At 62.3% G+C, this 18080-nt stretch carries 19 protein-coding genes; 10 read left to right on the top strand and 9 right to left on the bottom strand.

Features of this window, described 5'->3' with window-relative positions; all coding sequences use genetic code 11:
• The coding region (locus tag WB528_RS21705; protein ID WP_423890546.1) for a cation:proton antiporter at positions 1-616 on the bottom strand (616 nt) is incomplete at its 3' end.
• Positions 617-807: 191 nt separating this feature from the next.
• Between WB528_RS21705 and WB528_RS21700 the strand changes: the two genes are divergently transcribed.
• From WB528_RS21700 to radC, 4 genes are all read left to right on the top strand, one after another.
• The gene (locus WB528_RS21700) at positions 808-2124 is read left to right on the top strand and encodes a mechanosensitive ion channel family protein (protein ID WP_423890544.1); all 1317 of its coding nucleotides are present in this window, start codon (positions 808-810) and stop codon (positions 2122-2124) included.
• A 94-nt stretch (positions 2125-2218) separates the two neighbouring features.
• On the top strand, positions 2219-3043 hold the full coding sequence (map, locus tag WB528_RS21695) for a type I methionyl aminopeptidase (protein WP_423890541.1): 825 nt from the start codon (positions 2219-2221) through the stop codon (positions 3041-3043).
• 169 nt (positions 3044-3212) lie between these two features.
• On the top strand, positions 3213-3749 hold the full coding sequence (locus tag WB528_RS21690; protein WP_423890539.1) for a hypothetical protein: 537 nt from the start codon (positions 3213-3215) through the stop codon (positions 3747-3749).
• 93 nt (positions 3750-3842) lie between these two features.
• Positions 3843-4562, top strand: coding sequence for a RadC family protein (gene radC, locus WB528_RS21685; protein WP_423890538.1), 720 nt, complete (start codon positions 3843-3845; stop codon positions 4560-4562).
• A 12-nt stretch (positions 4563-4574) separates the two neighbouring features.
• Here the strand turns inward: radC and WB528_RS21680 are convergent, their stop codons facing one another.
• The 7 genes from WB528_RS21680 to WB528_RS21650 form a co-directional block, all read right to left on the bottom strand.
• The gene (locus WB528_RS21680; protein WP_423890536.1) at positions 4575-5855 is read right to left on the bottom strand and encodes an RNA polymerase sigma factor; all 1281 of its coding nucleotides are present in this window, start codon (positions 5853-5855) and stop codon (positions 4575-4577) included.
• 31 nt (positions 5856-5886) lie between these two features.
• Positions 5887-6240: a YciI family protein gene (locus WB528_RS21675; RefSeq protein WP_423890535.1), complete on the bottom strand. Its 354-nt coding sequence runs from the start codon at positions 6238-6240 to the stop codon at positions 5887-5889.
• Positions 6241-6393: 153 nt separating this feature from the next.
• Complete coding sequence (locus WB528_RS21670; protein WP_423890533.1) at positions 6394-7089, bottom strand: AprI/Inh family metalloprotease inhibitor; 696 nt, start codon at positions 7087-7089, stop codon at positions 6394-6396.
• Positions 7089-8075, bottom strand: coding sequence for a 2-hydroxyacid dehydrogenase (locus tag WB528_RS21665; protein WP_423890530.1), 987 nt, complete (start codon positions 8073-8075; stop codon positions 7089-7091). The genes WB528_RS21670 and WB528_RS21665 overlap by 1 nt, the downstream gene beginning before the upstream one ends.
• A gap of 3 nt (positions 8076-8078) precedes the next feature.
• The gene (locus tag WB528_RS21660) at positions 8079-8912 is read right to left on the bottom strand and encodes an ABC transporter permease (RefSeq protein WP_423890528.1); all 834 of its coding nucleotides are present in this window, start codon (positions 8910-8912) and stop codon (positions 8079-8081) included.
• A complete protein-coding gene (locus WB528_RS21655; protein WP_423890526.1) occupies positions 8909-9721 on the bottom strand; it encodes an ABC transporter ATP-binding protein in 813 nt (270 codons plus the stop codon). The genes WB528_RS21660 and WB528_RS21655 overlap by 4 nt, the downstream gene beginning before the upstream one ends.
• A 13-nt stretch (positions 9722-9734) precedes the next feature.
• Positions 9735-10754 carry an ABC transporter substrate-binding protein gene (locus WB528_RS21650; RefSeq protein ID WP_423890524.1) on the bottom strand — a complete coding sequence of 340 codons (1020 nt, stop codon included), beginning with the start codon at positions 10752-10754 and terminating at the stop codon, positions 9735-9737.
• Positions 10755-10826: 72 nt separating this feature from the next.
• Between WB528_RS21650 and WB528_RS21645 the strand changes: the two genes are divergently transcribed.
• The 6 genes from WB528_RS21645 to WB528_RS21620 all read left to right on the top strand — a co-directional run bounded on the left by WB528_RS21645 (position 10827) and on the right by WB528_RS21620 (position 17269).
• Positions 10827-11642 carry a creatininase family protein gene (locus WB528_RS21645; protein WP_423890522.1) on the top strand — a complete coding sequence of 272 codons (816 nt, stop codon included), beginning with the start codon at positions 10827-10829 and terminating at the stop codon, positions 11640-11642.
• Positions 11643-11740: 98 nt separating this feature from the next.
• A complete protein-coding gene (locus tag WB528_RS21640) occupies positions 11741-12019 on the top strand; it encodes a metal/formaldehyde-sensitive transcriptional repressor (RefSeq protein WP_423890521.1) in 279 nt (92 codons plus the stop codon).
• Positions 12020-12026: 7 nt separating this feature from the next.
• Positions 12027-13004: a CDF family Co(II)/Ni(II) efflux transporter DmeF gene (gene dmeF, locus WB528_RS21635; RefSeq protein ID WP_423890518.1), complete on the top strand. Its 978-nt coding sequence runs from the start codon at positions 12027-12029 to the stop codon at positions 13002-13004.
• A 359-nt stretch (positions 13005-13363) separates the two neighbouring features.
• Positions 13364-14065: an MgtC/SapB family protein gene (locus WB528_RS21630; RefSeq protein WP_423890515.1), complete on the top strand. Its 702-nt coding sequence runs from the start codon at positions 13364-13366 to the stop codon at positions 14063-14065.
• 141 nt (positions 14066-14206) lie between these two features.
• Positions 14207-15943 (top strand): ABC transporter permease, encoded by a 1737-nt coding sequence (locus tag WB528_RS21625; RefSeq protein WP_423890513.1) that lies wholly within the window; start codon positions 14207-14209, stop codon positions 15941-15943.
• Between the two features lie 15 nt (positions 15944-15958).
• The gene (locus WB528_RS21620) at positions 15959-17269 is read left to right on the top strand and encodes an AAA-associated domain-containing protein (RefSeq protein WP_423890511.1); all 1311 of its coding nucleotides are present in this window, start codon (positions 15959-15961) and stop codon (positions 17267-17269) included.
• A 146-nt stretch (positions 17270-17415) separates the two neighbouring features.
• Here the strand turns inward: WB528_RS21620 and WB528_RS21615 are convergent.
• A partial coding sequence (locus tag WB528_RS21615; protein WP_423890509.1) for a glutamate synthase-related protein occupies positions 17416-18080 on the bottom strand: 665 nt, incomplete at its 5' end.

Raw genomic sequence — 18080 nt, 5'->3', positions numbered from 1 at the left:
CGATCCCGGCGACAGCGCCCAGCACCGCCTCGCGGCCGAGCTCGACAGCGACATGCGTGAATGAACTGTTGCCCACGGAAATCAGCTCGACCAGCATCAGGGTGAGAAACACCGCAAAGGGATCGTTGGTGCCGGATTCCGCCTCCAACGTCGCACCGACGCGCGGGCGCAACCGCAAGCCCTGCGCATGCACCAGCAGAAATACCGCCGCCGCATCGGTCGAGGCAACCACGGCGCCGACCAACAGCGCTTCAGTCCAGTTCAGGTCGAGGGCATATCTGGCAACGGGCGCCGTAATCAGCGCTGTCAGCAACACACCGACGGTCGCGAGCAGCATCGACGGCGCAATCACCGCGCTGATGTTCTGGAAGCGTGTTCGCAAGCCGCCGTCGAACAGGATCAGCGCCAGCGCCACCGATCCCACCAGATAGGTGGTGCGCAAATCGTCGAACTGAAGCTGACCCGGGCCGGAATCTCCCGCCATGACGCCGATCAGGAGAAACACCAGCAACAGCGGCGCGCCAAAGCGCAGCGCCAGCAGGCTCGACAGAATGCCCGCCATGACAAGCACCGCGCCGAGCAGGATGGCTATGCTGACCGAGTCGAGAGAGGCCATGAGCTGTTATGTAAATCCCTGAAACCACATCCTTATCGTCGCTACAGTTCAACGCCAACCCATTTCTGCGGCGCCCGATTTTCGATCGCCATCCCACGACGGCGCGCGCGGCGGCGATGGCGCCAATCGCGTGGTTATGTGAGAATCCTCCGAATCAGGCCTGCATTCCGGCGATCCGCCCAAGACGAGATTTGACGATGGATCTGAACGACGTCATCGACTACCTGCGAACTGTGGCGCGCTCCGTGGGCGCCGAAATCCACTCGCCCTGGTTCTACCTGCAATTCGGCCTGATCCTCACCGCGGCCGGAATCGCTTTTGTGGCCGATGCGGCGCTCCGCTCACGCGTCGATAACGACTCGCTCGCCAAGCGATGGCCGCTGCCGCTGCGACGCCTGGCTCATGTGCTGGTGGCGAGCTTCTCTACCGTCGTGTTCGCGATTCTGGTCATCGCCGCGCGGATCGCGATGTTCCACTCGACCTGGCCGAGCCGCAGTTACATGCTGGTGGTCGCGGCCAAGCTCGCCGTGGCCTGGCTGATCATACGGCTTGTGACTTCGGTCATCCGCAACGCTTTCCTGGTTAAACTGATATCGCTGTCGGCTTGGCTGATCGCGGCGCTGAGCATCATCAATCAGCTCGATCCGGCGATCGACGCACTCGATTCGGTTTCGATCGTTCTTGGCGGATTGCGGCTGACGCCGCTGGTCGTGATCAAGCTCGGCCTGATCCTGATCGCCGCGCTCTGGCTCACCAACGTCGCCAGTAATTTTGTCGAAAGCCGCATCAATCAATCCTCCGACCTGACGCCATCGATCCAGGTTCTGCTGGTGAAGATGATCCGGATGGGGCTCTTGATCGTCGCGATCGCTGTTGCGCTAAGCGCCGTCGGCATCAACCTGTCTGCGCTGGCGGTGTTCTCGGGCGCGGTCGGCGTCGGCATCGGCATCGGCCTGCAAAAGATCGTCGCCAACTTCATCAGCGGCATCATCCTTCTGGCGGACAAGTCGGTCAAACCCGGCGACCTCGTCACCATCGGCGACAGTTCCGGGCGCATCAGCGCGATGAAGACGCGCTATATTTCGGTCGCTGCCGGCGATGGCCGCGAATTCCTGATTCCGAACGAGGATCTGGTGACGCAGAAGGTCACCAACTGGACCTATACCGACAAGAACACGCTGGTGAAGGTGAATTTCGGCACCAATTACGACTCCGACCCGAGGCAGGTGTGCAAACTCGCGGCCGAAATCGCGGCCAGCGCCCCCCGCGCCATCAAGTCCAGGCCGCCCGGCTGCATCCTGACCGAATTCGCCGAGACCGGCATGAAGTTTTCCCTGACCTTCTGGATCGCCGACCCCGACGGCATGGACAACGTCAAGAGCGAAGTGATGCTGGCGCTGTGGGAGGCGTTCAAGCGCGAGGGCATCAAGGTGCCTTACCCAGTGCGCGAAATCCGCGTTCGCGGCGGGGCGCTGCCGGTCGACACCGCCCTAGAGGTCCCCAATTGACGGCAGTTCCGCCCCCGAGGTCGCTTGCACTGCGAACGCCAATCATTAAATTAGACCGTTCACCCAGCCTTCCCGACCGAGACACGACCCACCCATGAGCTATGTTGAGGCCTCAGATACGTCCCTGCGCAAGACCGGGCAGATCAAGCTGCACGGCGCAAGCAGCTTTGCAGGCATGCGCAAGGCAGGCGCGCTGGTGGCGAAATGCCTCGACCAATTGACCGACATCGTCAAGGCGGGCGTCCCGACCTCGAAGATTGATGATTTCGTCCGCGAGTTTGCCTTCAGCCATGGCGCCTTTCCGGCGACGCTGATGTATCGCGGCTATCGTTATTCGACGTGTACCTCTATCAACCACGTGGTGTGCCATGGCATGCCCGGCGACCGCGGGCTGAAGGAAGGCGACATCGTCAACATCGACGTCACCTTCATCGTCGATGGCTGGTATGGCGATTCCAGCCGGATGTATGCGATTGCCCCGATCGCGCGCAAAGCGGAGCGGCTGATCGAAGTGACCTACGAGGCCATGATGCGCGGTATCGCTGCCGTCAAGCCGGGCGCGACCACCGGCGACATCGGCCATGCCATCCAGAGTTTTGTCGAACCGCAGGGCATGAGCGTGGTGCGCGATTTCTGCGGCCACGGGCTCGGCCGCCTGTTCCACGACGAGCCGAATATCATTCATATCGGCCGGCCGGGCGAAGGCGTGCCGCTCAGGCCCGGCATGTTCTTTACCATCGAGCCGATGATCAATCTCGGCAAGCCGCATGTGAAGATCCTGTCCGATGGCTGGACCGCGGTGACGCGCGACCGTTCGCTGTCGGCACAGTTCGAGCACTCGGTCGGCGTGACGGCGACCGGCGTCGAGATCTTCACGCTCTCGGAACGCCATCAGGAGAAACCGCCGGCGGCCGCGTAGTTAAAATCGATTGCGACCCAGAAGCCGGCGGCGGCCGGCTAATCCTGCGCTGCCGCGGGCGGAGGGTTGAAGCCGCGGCATTCTGACAAGCCGCAATTTTCTCCAAGCGATGACCTCGGTCTTCGGCGAAATCTCGCCGGAGAAACGAGACATCTCCTGGAGAATATCGATGGTGGAAAAATCCCTCTCATTCATCGAAGCGCTGTGCGGCGCCGAGGGCCCGGCGCCAGACCGCGCCGACAAGATGATGCTTTACGGACAGTTCGTCGGGACTTGGGATGGAACGCTCACCAGGTTTGGCACGAACGGCGAGCGCTCCGATTCAAGCGCGGAAGTTCATTTCGGCTGGGCGCTCGAAGGCCGCGCCATTCAGGATGTCTGGATCGTGCCCTCGCGGGTCGGGCGGGCTCCCGGGGAGGCCGACAGGATGTATGGAACGACACTGCGCGTCTACGATCCGCGGCACGATAGCTGGCAAATCACGTTCATCGACCCCGTCAGGCAGAAGCACGACAGGATGACAGGACGGCAGGTTGGCCCCGACATCATTCAGGAGTATCGCGAGGCCGACGGCACGGTCTGTCAGTGGTGCTTTTTCGAGATTGCGGCCAATTCCTTTCATTGGGTCAGCCGTGAATCCGCCGATGAGCGCCAGACGTGGCGTCTTACCGCCGAGTTTTATCTCAAGCGCAGGATACAGGCCTGAACGCGAGTGGGGCCGAACGGCCGGACGCGCGGCCCCCAAGCGCCGCCCTACTTCCCGGTTGCAAAAATCGTCTACCTCGGCACATTGAAGCCAATGGGCAACGGGACGGACGATCGGATTAACCCAAAGGCGCAAGGGGAGCCGCCGCATTATCACGGCCATCGCGAGCGGCTGCGCGAACGCTTTCGGGACGCCGGTCCGGACGCGTTGAGCGACTACGAGTTGCTGGAGATGGCGCTGTTTGCGGCGCTGCCGCGGCGCGATACCAAGCCGATCGCCAAGCTGCTCTTGAAGAAATTCGGCTCCTTTGCCGAAGTCGTCCACGCACCCGAACGCCTGCTGCGCGAAATCGACGGCATCGGCGATTCCTCGATCACTCAACTCAAGCTGCTTGCGGCGGCGGCCAGCCGCATCGCCAAGGGCGAAATCAAGCGAAGCGTCGCGCTGTCGTCGTGGAATGACGTCATTAACTACTGTCGCACCGGCATGGCGTTCGCCGACAAGGAGCAGTTTCGCATTCTCTTTCTCGACAAGCGCAACCAGTTGATTGCGGACGAGGTGCAGCAGACCGGCACGGTGGACCACACGCCGGTCTATCCGCGCGAGGTGATCAAGCGGGCGCTGGAACTATCGGCAACCGCCCTGATACTGGTTCACAACCATCCTTCGGGTGATCCGACGCCCTCGCAGGCCGACATTCAGATGACGAAAGCGATCATCGGCATCGCCAGCCCGCTCGGCATTGCCGTGCATGACCACATCATCGTAGGCAAAGGTGGGCATGCGAGTTTAAAGGGGATGAAGCTGATCTGAACGCGCCGACACCTACTCGGCCCTCGAAACCGCTGCACGCGCGGCCTCCGTTGCCCGTCGCCGCAATAGCTCGCGTTCCCGTTTGTTGTCCGCCAGTGCCGCCGCCGCTTCAAACGCCGCTTTGGCGTCTGCGAAACGCTGGAGCTTGTAAAGCAGGTCACCGCGCACGCTTTCAAGCAAATGATAGGCCTTGAGCGCCGGCTGGCCCACCAGCCGGTCTGCGATCGCAAGACCGGCTTCCGGCCCCTCCGCCATACCGACGGCGACGGCTCGATTGAGTTCGATGACAGGGGAATTCACGCGTCTTGTGAGTTCGGAATAAAGCGCCGAAATCCGCTGCCAGTCGGTCTCGGCGGCGGTTCCGGCCTGCGCATGGCAGGCAATGATCGCCGCTTGAAGCGCATAGAAGCCAAAGGAGCCACCGAGTTCTCGCGCGCGGCCAAGCGCCTGCAGTCCTCGCCGGATCTGCAACGGATCCCACAGCGCGCGGTTCTGCTCGAGCATCAGGACGGGCTCGCCTGCAGCATCCGTGCGCGCGGCCGTGCGCGAGGCGTTCAGCTCCATCAAGGCAAGCAGGCCATGGGCCTCGGGTTCGCGAGGCGCGGTCGACGTCAGGATGCGGCCGATGCGCAGTGCTTCCTGGCAAAGTTGCGGACGCAACCAATGCTCGCCGCTCGCCGCGGTATAGCCTTCATTGAAGATCAGGTAGACGACTTCCAGCACCGTGGCGAGCCGTTCCGACAACTCTGCGCCCCGCGGCGTCTCGTAAACCAGTCCCGACTCGGAAAGCGTCCGCTTCGCACGGACGACGCGTTGGGCAATGGTCGCATCCGAAACCAGAAAGGCCCTTGCGATCTCCTGAGTGGTCAGGCCGCAAATCATCCGCAGCGCCAGAGCCACGCGCGCCTCGCGCGACAACAGCGGATGGCAGGCCGTAAAAATCAACCGAAGCATCTCGTCGCCGATGTCGTCATCAAGCGCGGCGTCCAGATCGGGCATCGCTTGCTGCTCCGCTTCCAGCTCGAGCGCGACCAGTTGACGTTTGCGCGCAAGCATACGGGCACGGCGCAAGTGGTCCAGCGCGCGCCGTTTGGCCGTGGCCATCAGCCACGCGCCCGGCCGCTCCGGAATCCCGGTCGAGGGCCAATGCTCAAGCGCCGCCAACAGGGCGTCCTGCGTCAACTCCTCCGCCAGCGGCACGTCACGCAGCATTCTCGACAGTCCGGTGATGAGCCGGGGCTGCTCAACCCGCCAGGCGGCGAGAATTGCGTGATGGGCATCGTCGGCGGTCACGGCTAACGGGGGCGTCCTCTGGCGTCGCGGTTCAAGGACCAGCAAACGCACGAAGTTCGCACGTTCCTTCCCAGCCGGGCATGTGATCGAGGTGTAGCTGCATGAATTCTCTTGCCATCGCCACAGCCTCCTGCTTGTCGCGAAGCTCGAAAATCGCATATCCGCCGACGACTTCCTTGGCTTCGACGAATGGGCCGTCGATCACGCTGAGCTTGCCTTCCTTGATGCGCACCTGCGCACCGGTCTGAACTGGCATCAACCCGCCATTGTCGAGCATGCGGCCCGCCTTGATCTCCCGATCCGCCAGTTTGTGCATCGCTTCCAAGAGTTCGGGGGTTGGGTTTCCCGAAGGGCCGGGATGTGTGACCAGATACATGAAACGCATATGAGAACTCCTTCCAGGGCGAGCTGCGGGCACCATGCCCCTGAACTGTCTCGCTAATGGTTCGACGAACCGGCCGGCCGCAGATCGACACGAGACCTAAAAAAATTCGCCAACGCCCGAGCTTCACCCGGAATTGGCCGATTTACCGCGAAATTACTGCCGCACCATGATCAGCGGATCGGTGCTATCGGGCACCAGCCGCCACTGCGCATTGTCGTCGGCCTCGAACTGCCAGGTTTCGCCTTTGTCCGACATCAGCTGGATCTGGCCGTGCTCCAGCCGCCAGCGTGTCGGCGCGAACGCAGCGACCAGGGGATCGCATTTCGGTTTCAGGAAGACCTTGAAATTGTCCTGACCGGCGTCGGTGTTGGTGAGAGTAAGGCCACAGACGGCCTGGCCATTGCCGCGCACCATCGCCCAGTCGCCGATCATCTGGTCCATCGACTTGGCGAGCGAACGGGCTGCTGCGAGGTTTTGCAGAATGTAGACGCCCTCGTTCTGCCGCACACCTTCGAAGATGCCGCTCTCGACTTCGGTGAAGTCGATCACCGGCTGGCCACTTGCATCCTGCAAGCGCACGATATCGAGGCCCTTGACGCTCCAGGCCACGATATCCTTGGCGAACGGCAACGCCGTGGCGCAACCCGGCTCCAGTTCAAGTTTCAAGCCTTGTGGCGCTGCGTCGGCCTTCAATGTGACGACGCAGGTCTTGCTGCGCTCGGTGGTCGAGAGCTCCCACTGGCCGATCATGTCTTTTCGCAAAGTGGCAGCATCCTGCGCGGTGGCAGGATGTCCGCAGGCAAGCGACACCGCGAACGCTGCAACCGCAATAAGCGGCCGGGTCAACATTAGCGGCCCTTCACCGGCGTTTCCGCAATCGGGGTCAGCGGCGGCTTGCCGGCGAACCAGGCTTTCAGGTTATCGACCACGAGCTGATCCATCGCATTGCGGGTGACGACCGACGCCGAGCCGATATGCGGCAGCAGCACCACATTCTGCATCGCCTTCAACTCGTCGGGTACGGCGGGCTCCTTGGCGAACACGTCGAGGCCCGCAGCCAAAATCGTTCCGGACTGCAATGCTGCGATCAGCGCCTCTTCATCGATCACCGAGCCGCGCGCGACGTTGATGACAACGCCGCGCGGACCGAGCGCCTTGAGAACGTCGGCGTTGATCATTTTCGCGGTTGATGGACCGCCAGGCACGATCACCACCAGCGTGTCGACCGCCTTCGCCATCTCGATCAGATCGGGATAGTGCTTGTGTTTGACGCCCGCGACCGGATTGCGCGAATGGTAGACCACCGGCACGAGCGACGCATCCAGCCGTCGCGCGACCGCCTGACCGATCCGGCCCAAGCCGACGATTCCGACCTTGCGGTCGCGAAGCGAGCCGACGCTCAGAGGATACTGCTGCGTCGTCCATAGCCCGGAGCGCAGATAGCGGTCGGCCTTGATGAACTCGCGCAAGGTTGCGATCAGAAGTCCCATCGCGATATCGGCGACCTCCTCGGTGAGGACGTCCGGCGTGTTGGTCACGACAATGTTATGCTCGCGCGCATAGTTGGCATCGACGTGGTCGTAGCCGACACCGAAAGACGCCGCGATCTCGAGCTTCGGGAACATCGCCATCACGGCGCCGTCACAGCGGACCGTGCTGTAGGTGACGGCGGCGCCGCGAATTTTCGCAGCCACGGCCGGGCTCACGCGATCAAGGTCGGCGCGGCTTTCAAAGGGATGGAGCACGAACTGATCGGAAAAACCCTTGTCGACGATCGGCTTGTTCGGTCCGTAGATCAGAAGGTCGATCTTCTCCGATGAGATGTTTCCGCTCATTTTTTAATTTTCCTTTCCAAGCGCGCTCTCATGCCAGCGCCGCAGCAGCAGATGCGAAATTAGCGCCAGCAGCCCATAAATGACAATTCCGGCGGCCGAGAGCAACAGCAACGCGGCGAACATTCTGGGAATGTTGAGGCGATAGCCGGATTCCGCAATTCGGTAGGCAAGGCCCGATCCAGCACCGGCTGAACCGGCGGCGATTTCGGCCACGACCGCGCCGATCAGCGACAGGCCTCCCGCGATGCGAAGCCCGCCCAGGATGAACGGCAATGCGGCGGGTAATTTGAGGAAGCACAGCGTTTGCAGCGGCGACGCACGATAAAGCTGGAACAGACCCGCGAGGTTGCGATCCACCGAATTCAGACCCAGCGTCGTGTTGGACAGCACCGGAAAGAACGCAACGATCCAGGCGCAAACGACAACCGCCGTGGGTTGCGACAGGTAAATCAACAATAGTGGTGCAATCGCGATCACGGGCGTGACCTGTAACACCACCGCATAGGGGAACAGCGAATATTCCAGCCACTTCGACAGGTTGAACAACAGCGCTAGCGCGATTCCGCCGACGGCCGCGGCGACAAAGCCTTCGAGCGTTGTCAAAAGCGTGGTCAGAAGCGAGCGCGAGAGCACGTCCCAATCGCGGATCAGTGTTTCAAGGATTGCCGACGGCGCAGGCAAAACATAAGGCTTGATGTCATTGACCCGTACCACGATTTCCCAAAGCCCGATTCCTGCGACCAGCACCACGATGGGCAGCAGCAGGCGCACCAGACGCACCGCGCGATTGCCGGCAGGCACGGGAGCCGTGAACGACGGAGAGCCGGGCGCACTCATGCCGACCGTCCAGAGTAGGACGGGGCCAACGCATCAGACACTTTGCGGCAATAGCCGGCGTAGTCGGCCGAGGTACGAAAATCTTCCGAGCGCGGCTCGGCGGTCTCGATAGCGATTTCTGTCGCGATGCGTCCGGGCCGCGACGTCATCACCAGCACCCGCTGCGACAAATAGACCGACTCGAAGACAGAATGCGTGACGAATATGACGGTCTTGCGTAAGGAGCGCCACAACGCCAGCAGATCGTTGTTGAGGCGGAAACGTGTGATTTCATCCAGCGCCGCGAAGGGTTCATCCATCAACAGAATATCGGGATCGGTGACCAGCGCGCGGGCGAGCGAGACGCGCATTTTCATGCCGCCGGAAAGTTCGCGGGGGTAGCTGTCTGCAAATTCGGAAAGCCCCACTTGCGCGAGCGCCTCATCGACGCGCGTTTTCGCGGCCGAAAAGGGCAAGTGCGCCAGCTTCAACGGCAGGCGAACGTTCTCGCGCACCGTGGTCCACGGCATCAGGGTCGGCTCCTGAAACACAAAGCCAATCGGATGGCCGCCGTTCGACGTCACTTCTGGTCGCGCGACGTGGACCGTTCCGGAAGTCGGAGCACTCAGGCCCGCAATCAGGCGAAGCGCGGTCGATTTGCCGCAACCGGACGGACCCAGCAGCGACACGAACTCGCCGCGGCGGACCTCGATATCGATCGGCCCAAGCGCCATCACGCCGTTGTCGTAGGCCTTGGTGACATCGTGCAGGCTGACCGCATATCCCGCCGGATCAGCGCTCACCCCAGCCCACGCGACAGGACCTGCCATTTCGCCCGCAGCCTCAGTTCTTCGGCCGCAGATCGAGGCCGACACCCTTGTTGATGAAACGAAGCGTGTAGGACTTGCGATAGTCGATGTCGGGGCGGACGACATGGGCGCGCACCATCTTGTCGAAGAAGCTCGCCATCCGCGCATCGTTCATGGCACCGATGCCGTCGTGCAACGAATCCCCGGAATCGACGATCCCGTACTGCTTCATCCTGGCGATGGAATAAGCGAGCAATTCGTCAGTCATTTCCGGATTGAGTTTCTTGATCATCGCGTTCGCGGCGGCGTTGTTGCCGTAGAGGTAATTGTACCAGCCGATGATCGAAGCGCTGACGAAGCGCTGCACGAGATCCGGCTTCTTGTCGATCACGTCACGGCGCGTTTCGATCAGGGTCGAATAGCTATTCAAGCCGTAATCAGCGAGCAGGATGATCCCGGGCTTGAATCCGGCGGTCTTCTCGATGGCGTAGGGCTCGGACGTGACGTAGCCTTGCATCGCGCTGTGCTTGTCGGCCAGGAACGGCTGCGGATTGAAGGTGTATGGCTTCACCTTGTCTTCGCTAAATCCGTATTCGGACTTCAGCCACTGGAAATAGCTCGAAATGCCTTCCTTCGAGATGAACAGCGTCAGCGGCTTGAGATCTTCCAGCTTGGTGAACTTGAATTCCGGGTGTGTCAGCAGCACCTGCGGATCTTTCTGGAAGATCGCCGCGACCGTGACCAATGGCACATTGTTGGCGACGGCATCGAACGACATCAGCGTGTTGGCCGCCATGAAGAAGTCGATCTTGCCGGCGATCAGCAGGATGCGATTGTTCTCGTTCGGACCACCGGGCACGATCGTGACGTCGAGACCGTATTTTTGATAGGTGCCATCGGCCACGGCCTGAAAGAATCCGCCATGCTCGGCCTCGGCGACCCAGTTGGTGCCAAAGGAGACCTTGTCGAGCGTGGTCTGCGCGCGCCCTGGCGACAGGCCTGCCACCATGACCAGCAGGAGAACCGTCAACGCTCGCAAAAGCGTAAACTTCATGATTGGACTCCGTAGGTCATTTTGGCTCATGATGGCGATGATCGGACGTTCCATACAAACTATCTTTGCGCAATGACTTCAACCCTCCCTCCCCGCGATTGGACCGACATTCGCTGGCCCGAATTGGCCGGCACCGATCGTGCGCGCTGGATTGCGGTGCTGCCGCTGGCGGCGACCGAGCAGCACGGGCCGCACCTGCCCCTTGAGACCGACGTCATGATTGCGCAAGCTTACCTCGCGCGGGTGCGCGAACGGCTGCCCGAGACGTTTCCCGTCACTTTTCTTCCAGTCGAGCGGATCGGCATTTCGACCGAACATACCGACTTTCCAGGCACGCTGACGCTGACGCCCGAAACCGCTCTCAGGGATTGGATGGCGCTGGGCGAAAGCGTTGCACGCGCAGGCGTTAAAAAGCTTGTGATCGTCACCAGCCACGGCGGCAACAGCGCCGCGATGAGCCTGGTCGCGCAGGAGTTGCGCGCCCATCACCACATGCTGGCGGTCACCACGGCCTGGAGTCGGCTTTCGGCGGCGCAGACGCTGTTTTCCACCGAAGAAGTGGAGCACGGCATCCATGGCGGCGCGGTCGAAACATCGATCATGCTGGCGCGATATAGCGGGCACGTGAAACGCGAAGCGGTGGCCGATTTCCGTCCCTCGACCATTGCGATGAAGAAAAATTTTCGCTGGCTCTCCGCGCAGCGGCCGGCGCCGTTCGCCTGGCAGACCCAGGACCTCAATCCGAGCGGCGCGGTGGGCGACGCGACGCAGGCCTCCGCCGAGAAGGGAGAACGCCTGATCGATCAGGGCGCCAAGGCGTTCTGCGAATTGCTCGGCGAGGTCGACCGCTTCGACCTCAGACTATTGTCCAATCGTCCGAAAACCTGACCGCAGTTCCGAACATGGATGGTCCTGTTTCGGCCGGCGAGGCGCTCAGGCCTGCTGTTGACATAGCATAGGGGGGTATCCTATATGTCTGGTCAACAATGTCCCACACGATCAAAGAGAAAAAGAAGCTGCTCGCGCGCGTCGGCCGCATCCGCGGCCAGGTCGAAGCCATCGAGCGGGCGTTGTCGGAAGAGGCCGGATGCGAGCGCATCATGCACATGATCGCCGGCATCCGCGGCAGCGTCGCCGGGCTGATGGCGGAAGTGGTCGAGGATCACATCCGCACCCATCTGGTCGATCCTGAAGGGAATCCCGGCGCGCTCAACTCCGAGGCGGCCGGTCAACTGATCGACGTGGTCCATACCTATTTGAAGTGAGGCCAACATGACCGACTCCGGCTCGGCCTTTCACACGCCGCACAGCCACGTGTTCCTTGGCCCTGACCACGCGCGGGCGGAGCGGCGGACGTGGGCGGTCATCATCCTTTGTACGGCCATGATGATCGCCGAAATCGTCGGCGGCGCCATGTTCGGTTCGCTCGCCCTGATCGCCGACGGTCTGCATATGTCGACGCATGCGGGTGCGCTGCTGCTCGCCGCGCTCGCCTATACCTTTGCGCGCAGATATGCGGCCGATCCGAATTTCACGTTTGGAACCGGCAAGTTTGGCGATCTCGCCGGATATTCCAGCGCCATCGTGCTGGCGATGATCGCGCTTCTGATCGGCTACGAAGCGGTGTCACGTTTTCTCGATCCGGTTCCGATCGCCTTCACCGAAGCCATCCCGATCGCGGCGCTGGGGCTTTTGGTCAATATTGCCAGCGCCTGGTTGCTGGCCGGCGGTCATCATCACGGTCATGCGCACGGCCACAGCCATTCACATGATCATTCTCACGACCACTCACACGACCACGGCCATTCACATGGCGGCGATGCACACCATCGCGACAACAACATGCGCGCCGCGGTGGTTCACGTTATGGCGGATGCCGCGGTCTCCGTCCTCGTCATTGTCGGCCTGCTGCTCGCGCGCGCCTTCGGCTGGCTCTGGATGGACCCGCTCGCCGGTTTCATCGGCGCGCTGGTAATCGCCAGTTGGTCGGTCGCGCTGATCCGCGATACCGGCGCCATCCTGCTCGATCGCACGCCGGACCCCGGCATGGCCGCGAAAGTGAAGGCGACCATCGAAAGCGAGGGCGACCAAGTGACCGACCTGCATTTGTGGCGGCTCGGGCCTGGACATCTCGGCGCCATCGTTTCGATTGCGACATCGGCTCCGCGCGAGCCCGCGCACTACCGGCAACGGCTGGCGGATTTCCGGGATCTGTCGCACGTCACCGTCGAGGTTCAACACCTCTCGTAACTCCGTGGTTGACAGCCATAAGGCGCGGGCGTAGTTGCCGCTCGTCGTGTAACATTAGTGTCAAACAAATCCTTCAATCCTGACAAGTAGGCCATGGGCAGTACCACCTTCGGCGACGAGAACCCTGCGATAGCAGGGTTGATGGCGCCGGCAACGTTGAAAAACGATCGCGCTGGCCCCTGCCGCGTGAGGAGTGACGGTCCCGCTTAGGCCTGTCCGCTCACCGGCCTGCCGCGCTGATCGCGGACGTGGAGGCGAGCGATGTTCGACAAGAACAGCAAAAGATTTCCAGCGACCTGCCCGTTTTGCGCGGGCCTTCGCCATGCCCGCGATCCGCAAGACCGGATTGGAAGTGGGTCATGATCGCCTCGATCAATCAGACCGCGTTCAACCTCGGCGTAGCGACGCTGCTCGGCGCCTGTATCGGGTTCGAACGCCAATGGCGCCAGCGCATGGCGGGATTGAGAACCAATACGCTGGTGGCAATCGGCGCGGCGAGCTTTGTCGTGTTTGAAGGCCTGTTTCCTGACGAAGCAAGTCCGACCCGGGTCGCCGCGCAAGTCGTCTCGGGGATCGGCTTTCTCGGCGCGGGCATCATTTTTCGCGAGGGACTTCAGGTAACCGGCCTCAACACTGCAGCGACACTGTGGTGTTCAGCCGCCGTGGGACTGCTTGCAGGCAGCGGCCATCCGCTGCATGCGGCGGTCGCGATGCTGTTTGTCGTGCTCATCAACCTGATGCTGCGGCCGGTGGTCCGGCTCATCAACCGGCAGCCGATCGTGCAGGCCGAGACCGATTTTCGCTATACCGTTCGGGTCGTCTGCCGGAGCCCCGAGGAAGCCCATGTCCGGGCGCTGCTGTTGGAGGGCACCGGCAACGGTCACCTCAGCCTGCGGCAACTCGACAGCACCGATCTGGAGGAAAGCGGACGTGTCGAGGTCAACGCACTCCTGACCTCCGCCACCAAAAACGACGCCGTGCTCGAGCAGGTCGTCGGCCGCCTCAGCCTGGAGCCGACGGTTTCGGCGGCAAGCTGGAGCGTCGGCCCTATTCTGGAATAGCGGAGACTTGCAATTACGAAAATCCGGTGCTCTTTCAAACTTCCCGCTCGACGATAAGCCCATCATAAATCCGGCCTGTCACCAGGCCTCGGTTCACTCTTCGCAGAGCCGGCAGCCCGGCATTCAACCAAGGCGGCACGCATGACGCTGAACGACATTCTGACGCCGAGACTGGGGCAGGCGCTGCGGCCGAACGTCTGGGATCTGGTCGCGCTCGTTCTTGTGATCGGCGCGATGGTGCTGATCGTCTACGGCGGCGAGCAGACCACGCTGCCACTGTCGGCGCTTGATGCCGCTCCGGTTTCCCTCGATCCGTCCAATTTGCCGCTCTACGCATTGCGAACGACCATGCGCATGCTGCTCGCCATCGTCTGCTCGATCATTTTCACGCTGCTGTACGCGACGCTCGCCGCCAAGAGCCGGCGCGCCGAGATGGTGCTGATCCCGCTGCTCGACATCTTGCAATCGGTGCCGATCCTCGGCTTCCTCACATTTACGGTGGCTTTTTTCCTGAACCTTTTTCCCGGCCAGGTGTTCGGCGCCGAACTCGCCTGCGTATTCGCGATCTTCACGAGCCAGGCCTGGAACATGACTTTCAGCATGTACCAGTCGATCCGCAACGTGCCGAAGGATCTCGAGGAAGCTTCGCAGAGCTTCCACCTGTCCGGATGGCAACGCTTCTGGCGGCTGGACGTGCCCTTTGCCATGCCCGGCCTGATCTGGAACACGATGATGTCGATGTCCGGCGGGTGGTTTTTCGTCGTGGCGTCGGAGGCGATCACCGTCGGCAATACTACGGTCGCCTTGCCCGGCATCGGCTCCTACGTTGCTCTCGGCATCCAGCAGCAGAATTTGCCCGCGATCGGCTACGCTATCCTGACCATGCTGCTGGTGATCATCGCCTACGACCAGTTGCTGTTCCGCCCCGTAGTGGCCTGGGCCGACAAATTCCGTTTCGAACAGACGGCCTCCGGCGCAGCGCCAACCTCCTGGATGCTCGACCTGTTCCGCCGCACGCGGGCCCTGCGGGCGCTGACCGCGCCCTTTGCCGCCACCAACAAGGTGTTTTCAAACCTGCATGTGAGACTTCCGGAGGGCCTGCGCGTCGTCCCCTTCAAGTCCGGCCAGTCCTCACGCGTGGTTGACGCACTGTGGCTTGCGGTGATCGCGGTTGCCACCTGTTATGCCGGCTGGCGCGCCTACCAATTCATGTCGGCGACGCTGGGCCTCTCGGATGTCTCCGCGGCCATAGGCGATGGTTTCATCACGCTTGCCCGCGTCATCGTGCTGATTGCGCTGGCGTCACTGATCTGGGTGCCGATCGGTGTGTGGATCGGGCTTCGGCCGAAGCTGGCCGAACGCGTGCAGCCGCTGGCGCAATTTCTGGCCGCCTTTCCGGCGAACCTCGCCTTTCCGGTATTCGTGGTCATCATCGTGCGCTACGGCTTGAACGCGAACATCTGGCTCAGTCCGCTGATGATCCTCGGCACCCAGTGGTACATCCTGTTCAATGTCATTGCGGGCGCCAGCGCCTTCCCGACCGACCTGCGCGAGGCTGCCGGCAGCTTCCATCTGCGCGGCTGGCGCTGGTGGCTCAAGGCGATCCTGCCGGGCATCTTCCCCTATTACATCACCGGCGCCATCACCGCTTCGGGGGGATCATGGAACGCCTCCATCGTGGCCGAGGTGGCCAGTTGGGGCGATACCCACCTGATGGCCAAGGGCCTCGGTGCCTATATAGCCAATGCGACCGAAGCCGGAGATTTTCGGCGCGTCGTGCTCGGCATCGTCGTGATGTGCGTCCTCGTCACCCTGTTCAACCGCCTGCTCTGGAGGCCGCTCTACGCTTTCGGAGAACGCCGCCTTCGCCTCGGATAGCCTGAAGGAAAATCCATGCTCGATGTTTCCAAGCAAACCACGCTGCTCGATGTCCGCGGCGTCTGCCGTTCGTTCCCCAAGGGCAGCGGCGAGGAACTTCTGGTTCTCGAAAAGGTCGATCTCACGATCCGTTCGGGCGAGATCGTGGGTCTGCTCGGCCGCTCGGGATCCGGCAAGTCCACGCTGCTGCGCATCATCGCCGGCCTGATCGCGCCCTCCTCGGGGGATGCCAAATGCCGCGGCGAGACCATCGAGGGACCGCCGAACGGCGTCTCGATGGTGTTTCAGTCGTTTGCCTTGTTTCCGTGGCTGACGGTGCTGCAAAACGTCGAACTCGGCCTGGAGGCGCTTGGCGTCGAAAGCGGCGAGCGCCGCAAGAGGGCGCTGGCCGCGATCGACCAGATCGGCCTTGACGGATTCGAGTCCGCCTATCCCAAGGAATTGTCGGGCGGCATGCGCCAACGCGTGGGCTTTGCCCGGGCGCTGGTCGTGCATCCGGACCTGCTGTTGATGGACGAACCGTTTTCGGCACTCGACGTGCTGACGGCCGAAACGCTCCGCACCGACCTGATCGATCTCTGGATCGAAGGCCGGCTGCCGATCAAATCGGTGCTGATGGTGACGCACAATATCGAGGAGGCGGTGCTGATGTGCGACCGCATCCTGGTGTTTTCATCCAATCCCGGCCGGGTCGCCGCCGAGATCAAGGTCGATCTGCCGCATCCACGCAATCGGCTCGACCCGGCCTTCCGCCAGCTGGTCGACAGCATCTATGCTCGCATGACGCAACGTCCGGAGCCCAAGGCGCCCACGCTCGAAGGCATTCAGGGCACCGGCGTCGGCATGATCCTCAACCACGTATCGTCCAACGTGCTGTCGGGCCTGATCGAGACGCTCGCAGCGCCTCCCTATAACGGGCACGCCGACTTGCCGGTTCTCGCCGGTCACCTGCAACTCGAGGCCGACGAAATCTTCCACCTCGGCGAGTCGCTGCAACTGCTGCGCTTCGCGCAGTTGAGCGAAGGCGACCTGATGCTGACCGATGCGGGCAAGCGTTTCGCCAATCTCGAGACCGACGCGCGCAAGCGCCTGTTCGCCGAGCACATGATCAACTATGTCCCGGTCATCGGCCTGATCCGCCGCGTACTGGATGAGCGGCCCTCGCATACCGCGCCTGAGGCGCGTTTCCGCAACGAGCTCGAGGACTATATGAGCGAAGCCGCGGCCGACGAGACGCTCAAGACCGTCGTATCATGGGGACGTTACGCCGAACTGTTCGCTTACGATGAACAGTCGGAAACCTACAGCCTTGAAAACCCGCACTAGCCTCGGCTGTCGTCCCCGCAAACGCGGCGACCCATACGCCGTAGCGGCGGGTTAGGACACGGAGGCAGACGGCTTCTCATTCAACGAGGGCCGGTGGTTATAGGCCGCTGCTTTCACAGGGACGACGGTCTGGAGAGGGGGGCTCTCTAACCCGCCGGCGCAAAACTATCCGCCCGCGCCATCGCCCAGGCATCGCGGAAGCGCGGATCGCTGGTGCCGTCGATCAGTTCGCCCGGCCGAAGCGAGGGATAGAGCTTTGCAAAGGTCTGGACCTCGGTCGTGGACGTCCGTTTCGAGAAGTGGATCGGCCGCAGGTCCTGTGGATGTTCGAGGCCGGCAGCGGCCAGAAGCTCCGCCAGCGCATGCAGCGTGGCGTGATGATAGTTGTAAACCCGCTCGACCTTGTGCGGCACGAACAAGGCGCGGTTGCGCGAGGGATCCTGCGTGGTCACCCCCGTCGGGCAGCGGTCGGTATGGCAGCTCAGCGACTGGATGCAGCCGAGCGCGAACATGAAGCCTCTCGCCGAATTGCACCAGTCGGCGCCGATCGCCATCGCGCGCGCCATGTCGAAGGCGGTCGCGATCTTTCCGGCTGCGCCGATGCGGATGCGGCTGCGGGCGTTGATGCCGATCAGCGCGTTATGGACGAAATTGACGCCCTCGCGCATCGGCATGCCCATGTGATCCATAAACTCAAGCGGTGCGGCGCCGGTGCCGCCTTCGTTGCCGTCGACGACGATGAAATCGGGATAGATGCCGGTTTGCAGCATCGCCTTGCAGATCGCCAGGAACTCCCAGGGGTGGCCGATGC

The sequence above is a fragment of the Bradyrhizobium sp. genome, from assembly GCF_049586575.1.
In the GTDB taxonomy this organism is placed as follows: Bacteria; Pseudomonadota; Alphaproteobacteria; order Rhizobiales; family Xanthobacteraceae; genus Bradyrhizobium.
The sequence above is the reverse complement of the archived record's forward strand: the minus strand, read 5'-3'. Positions and strand labels throughout refer to the sequence as shown.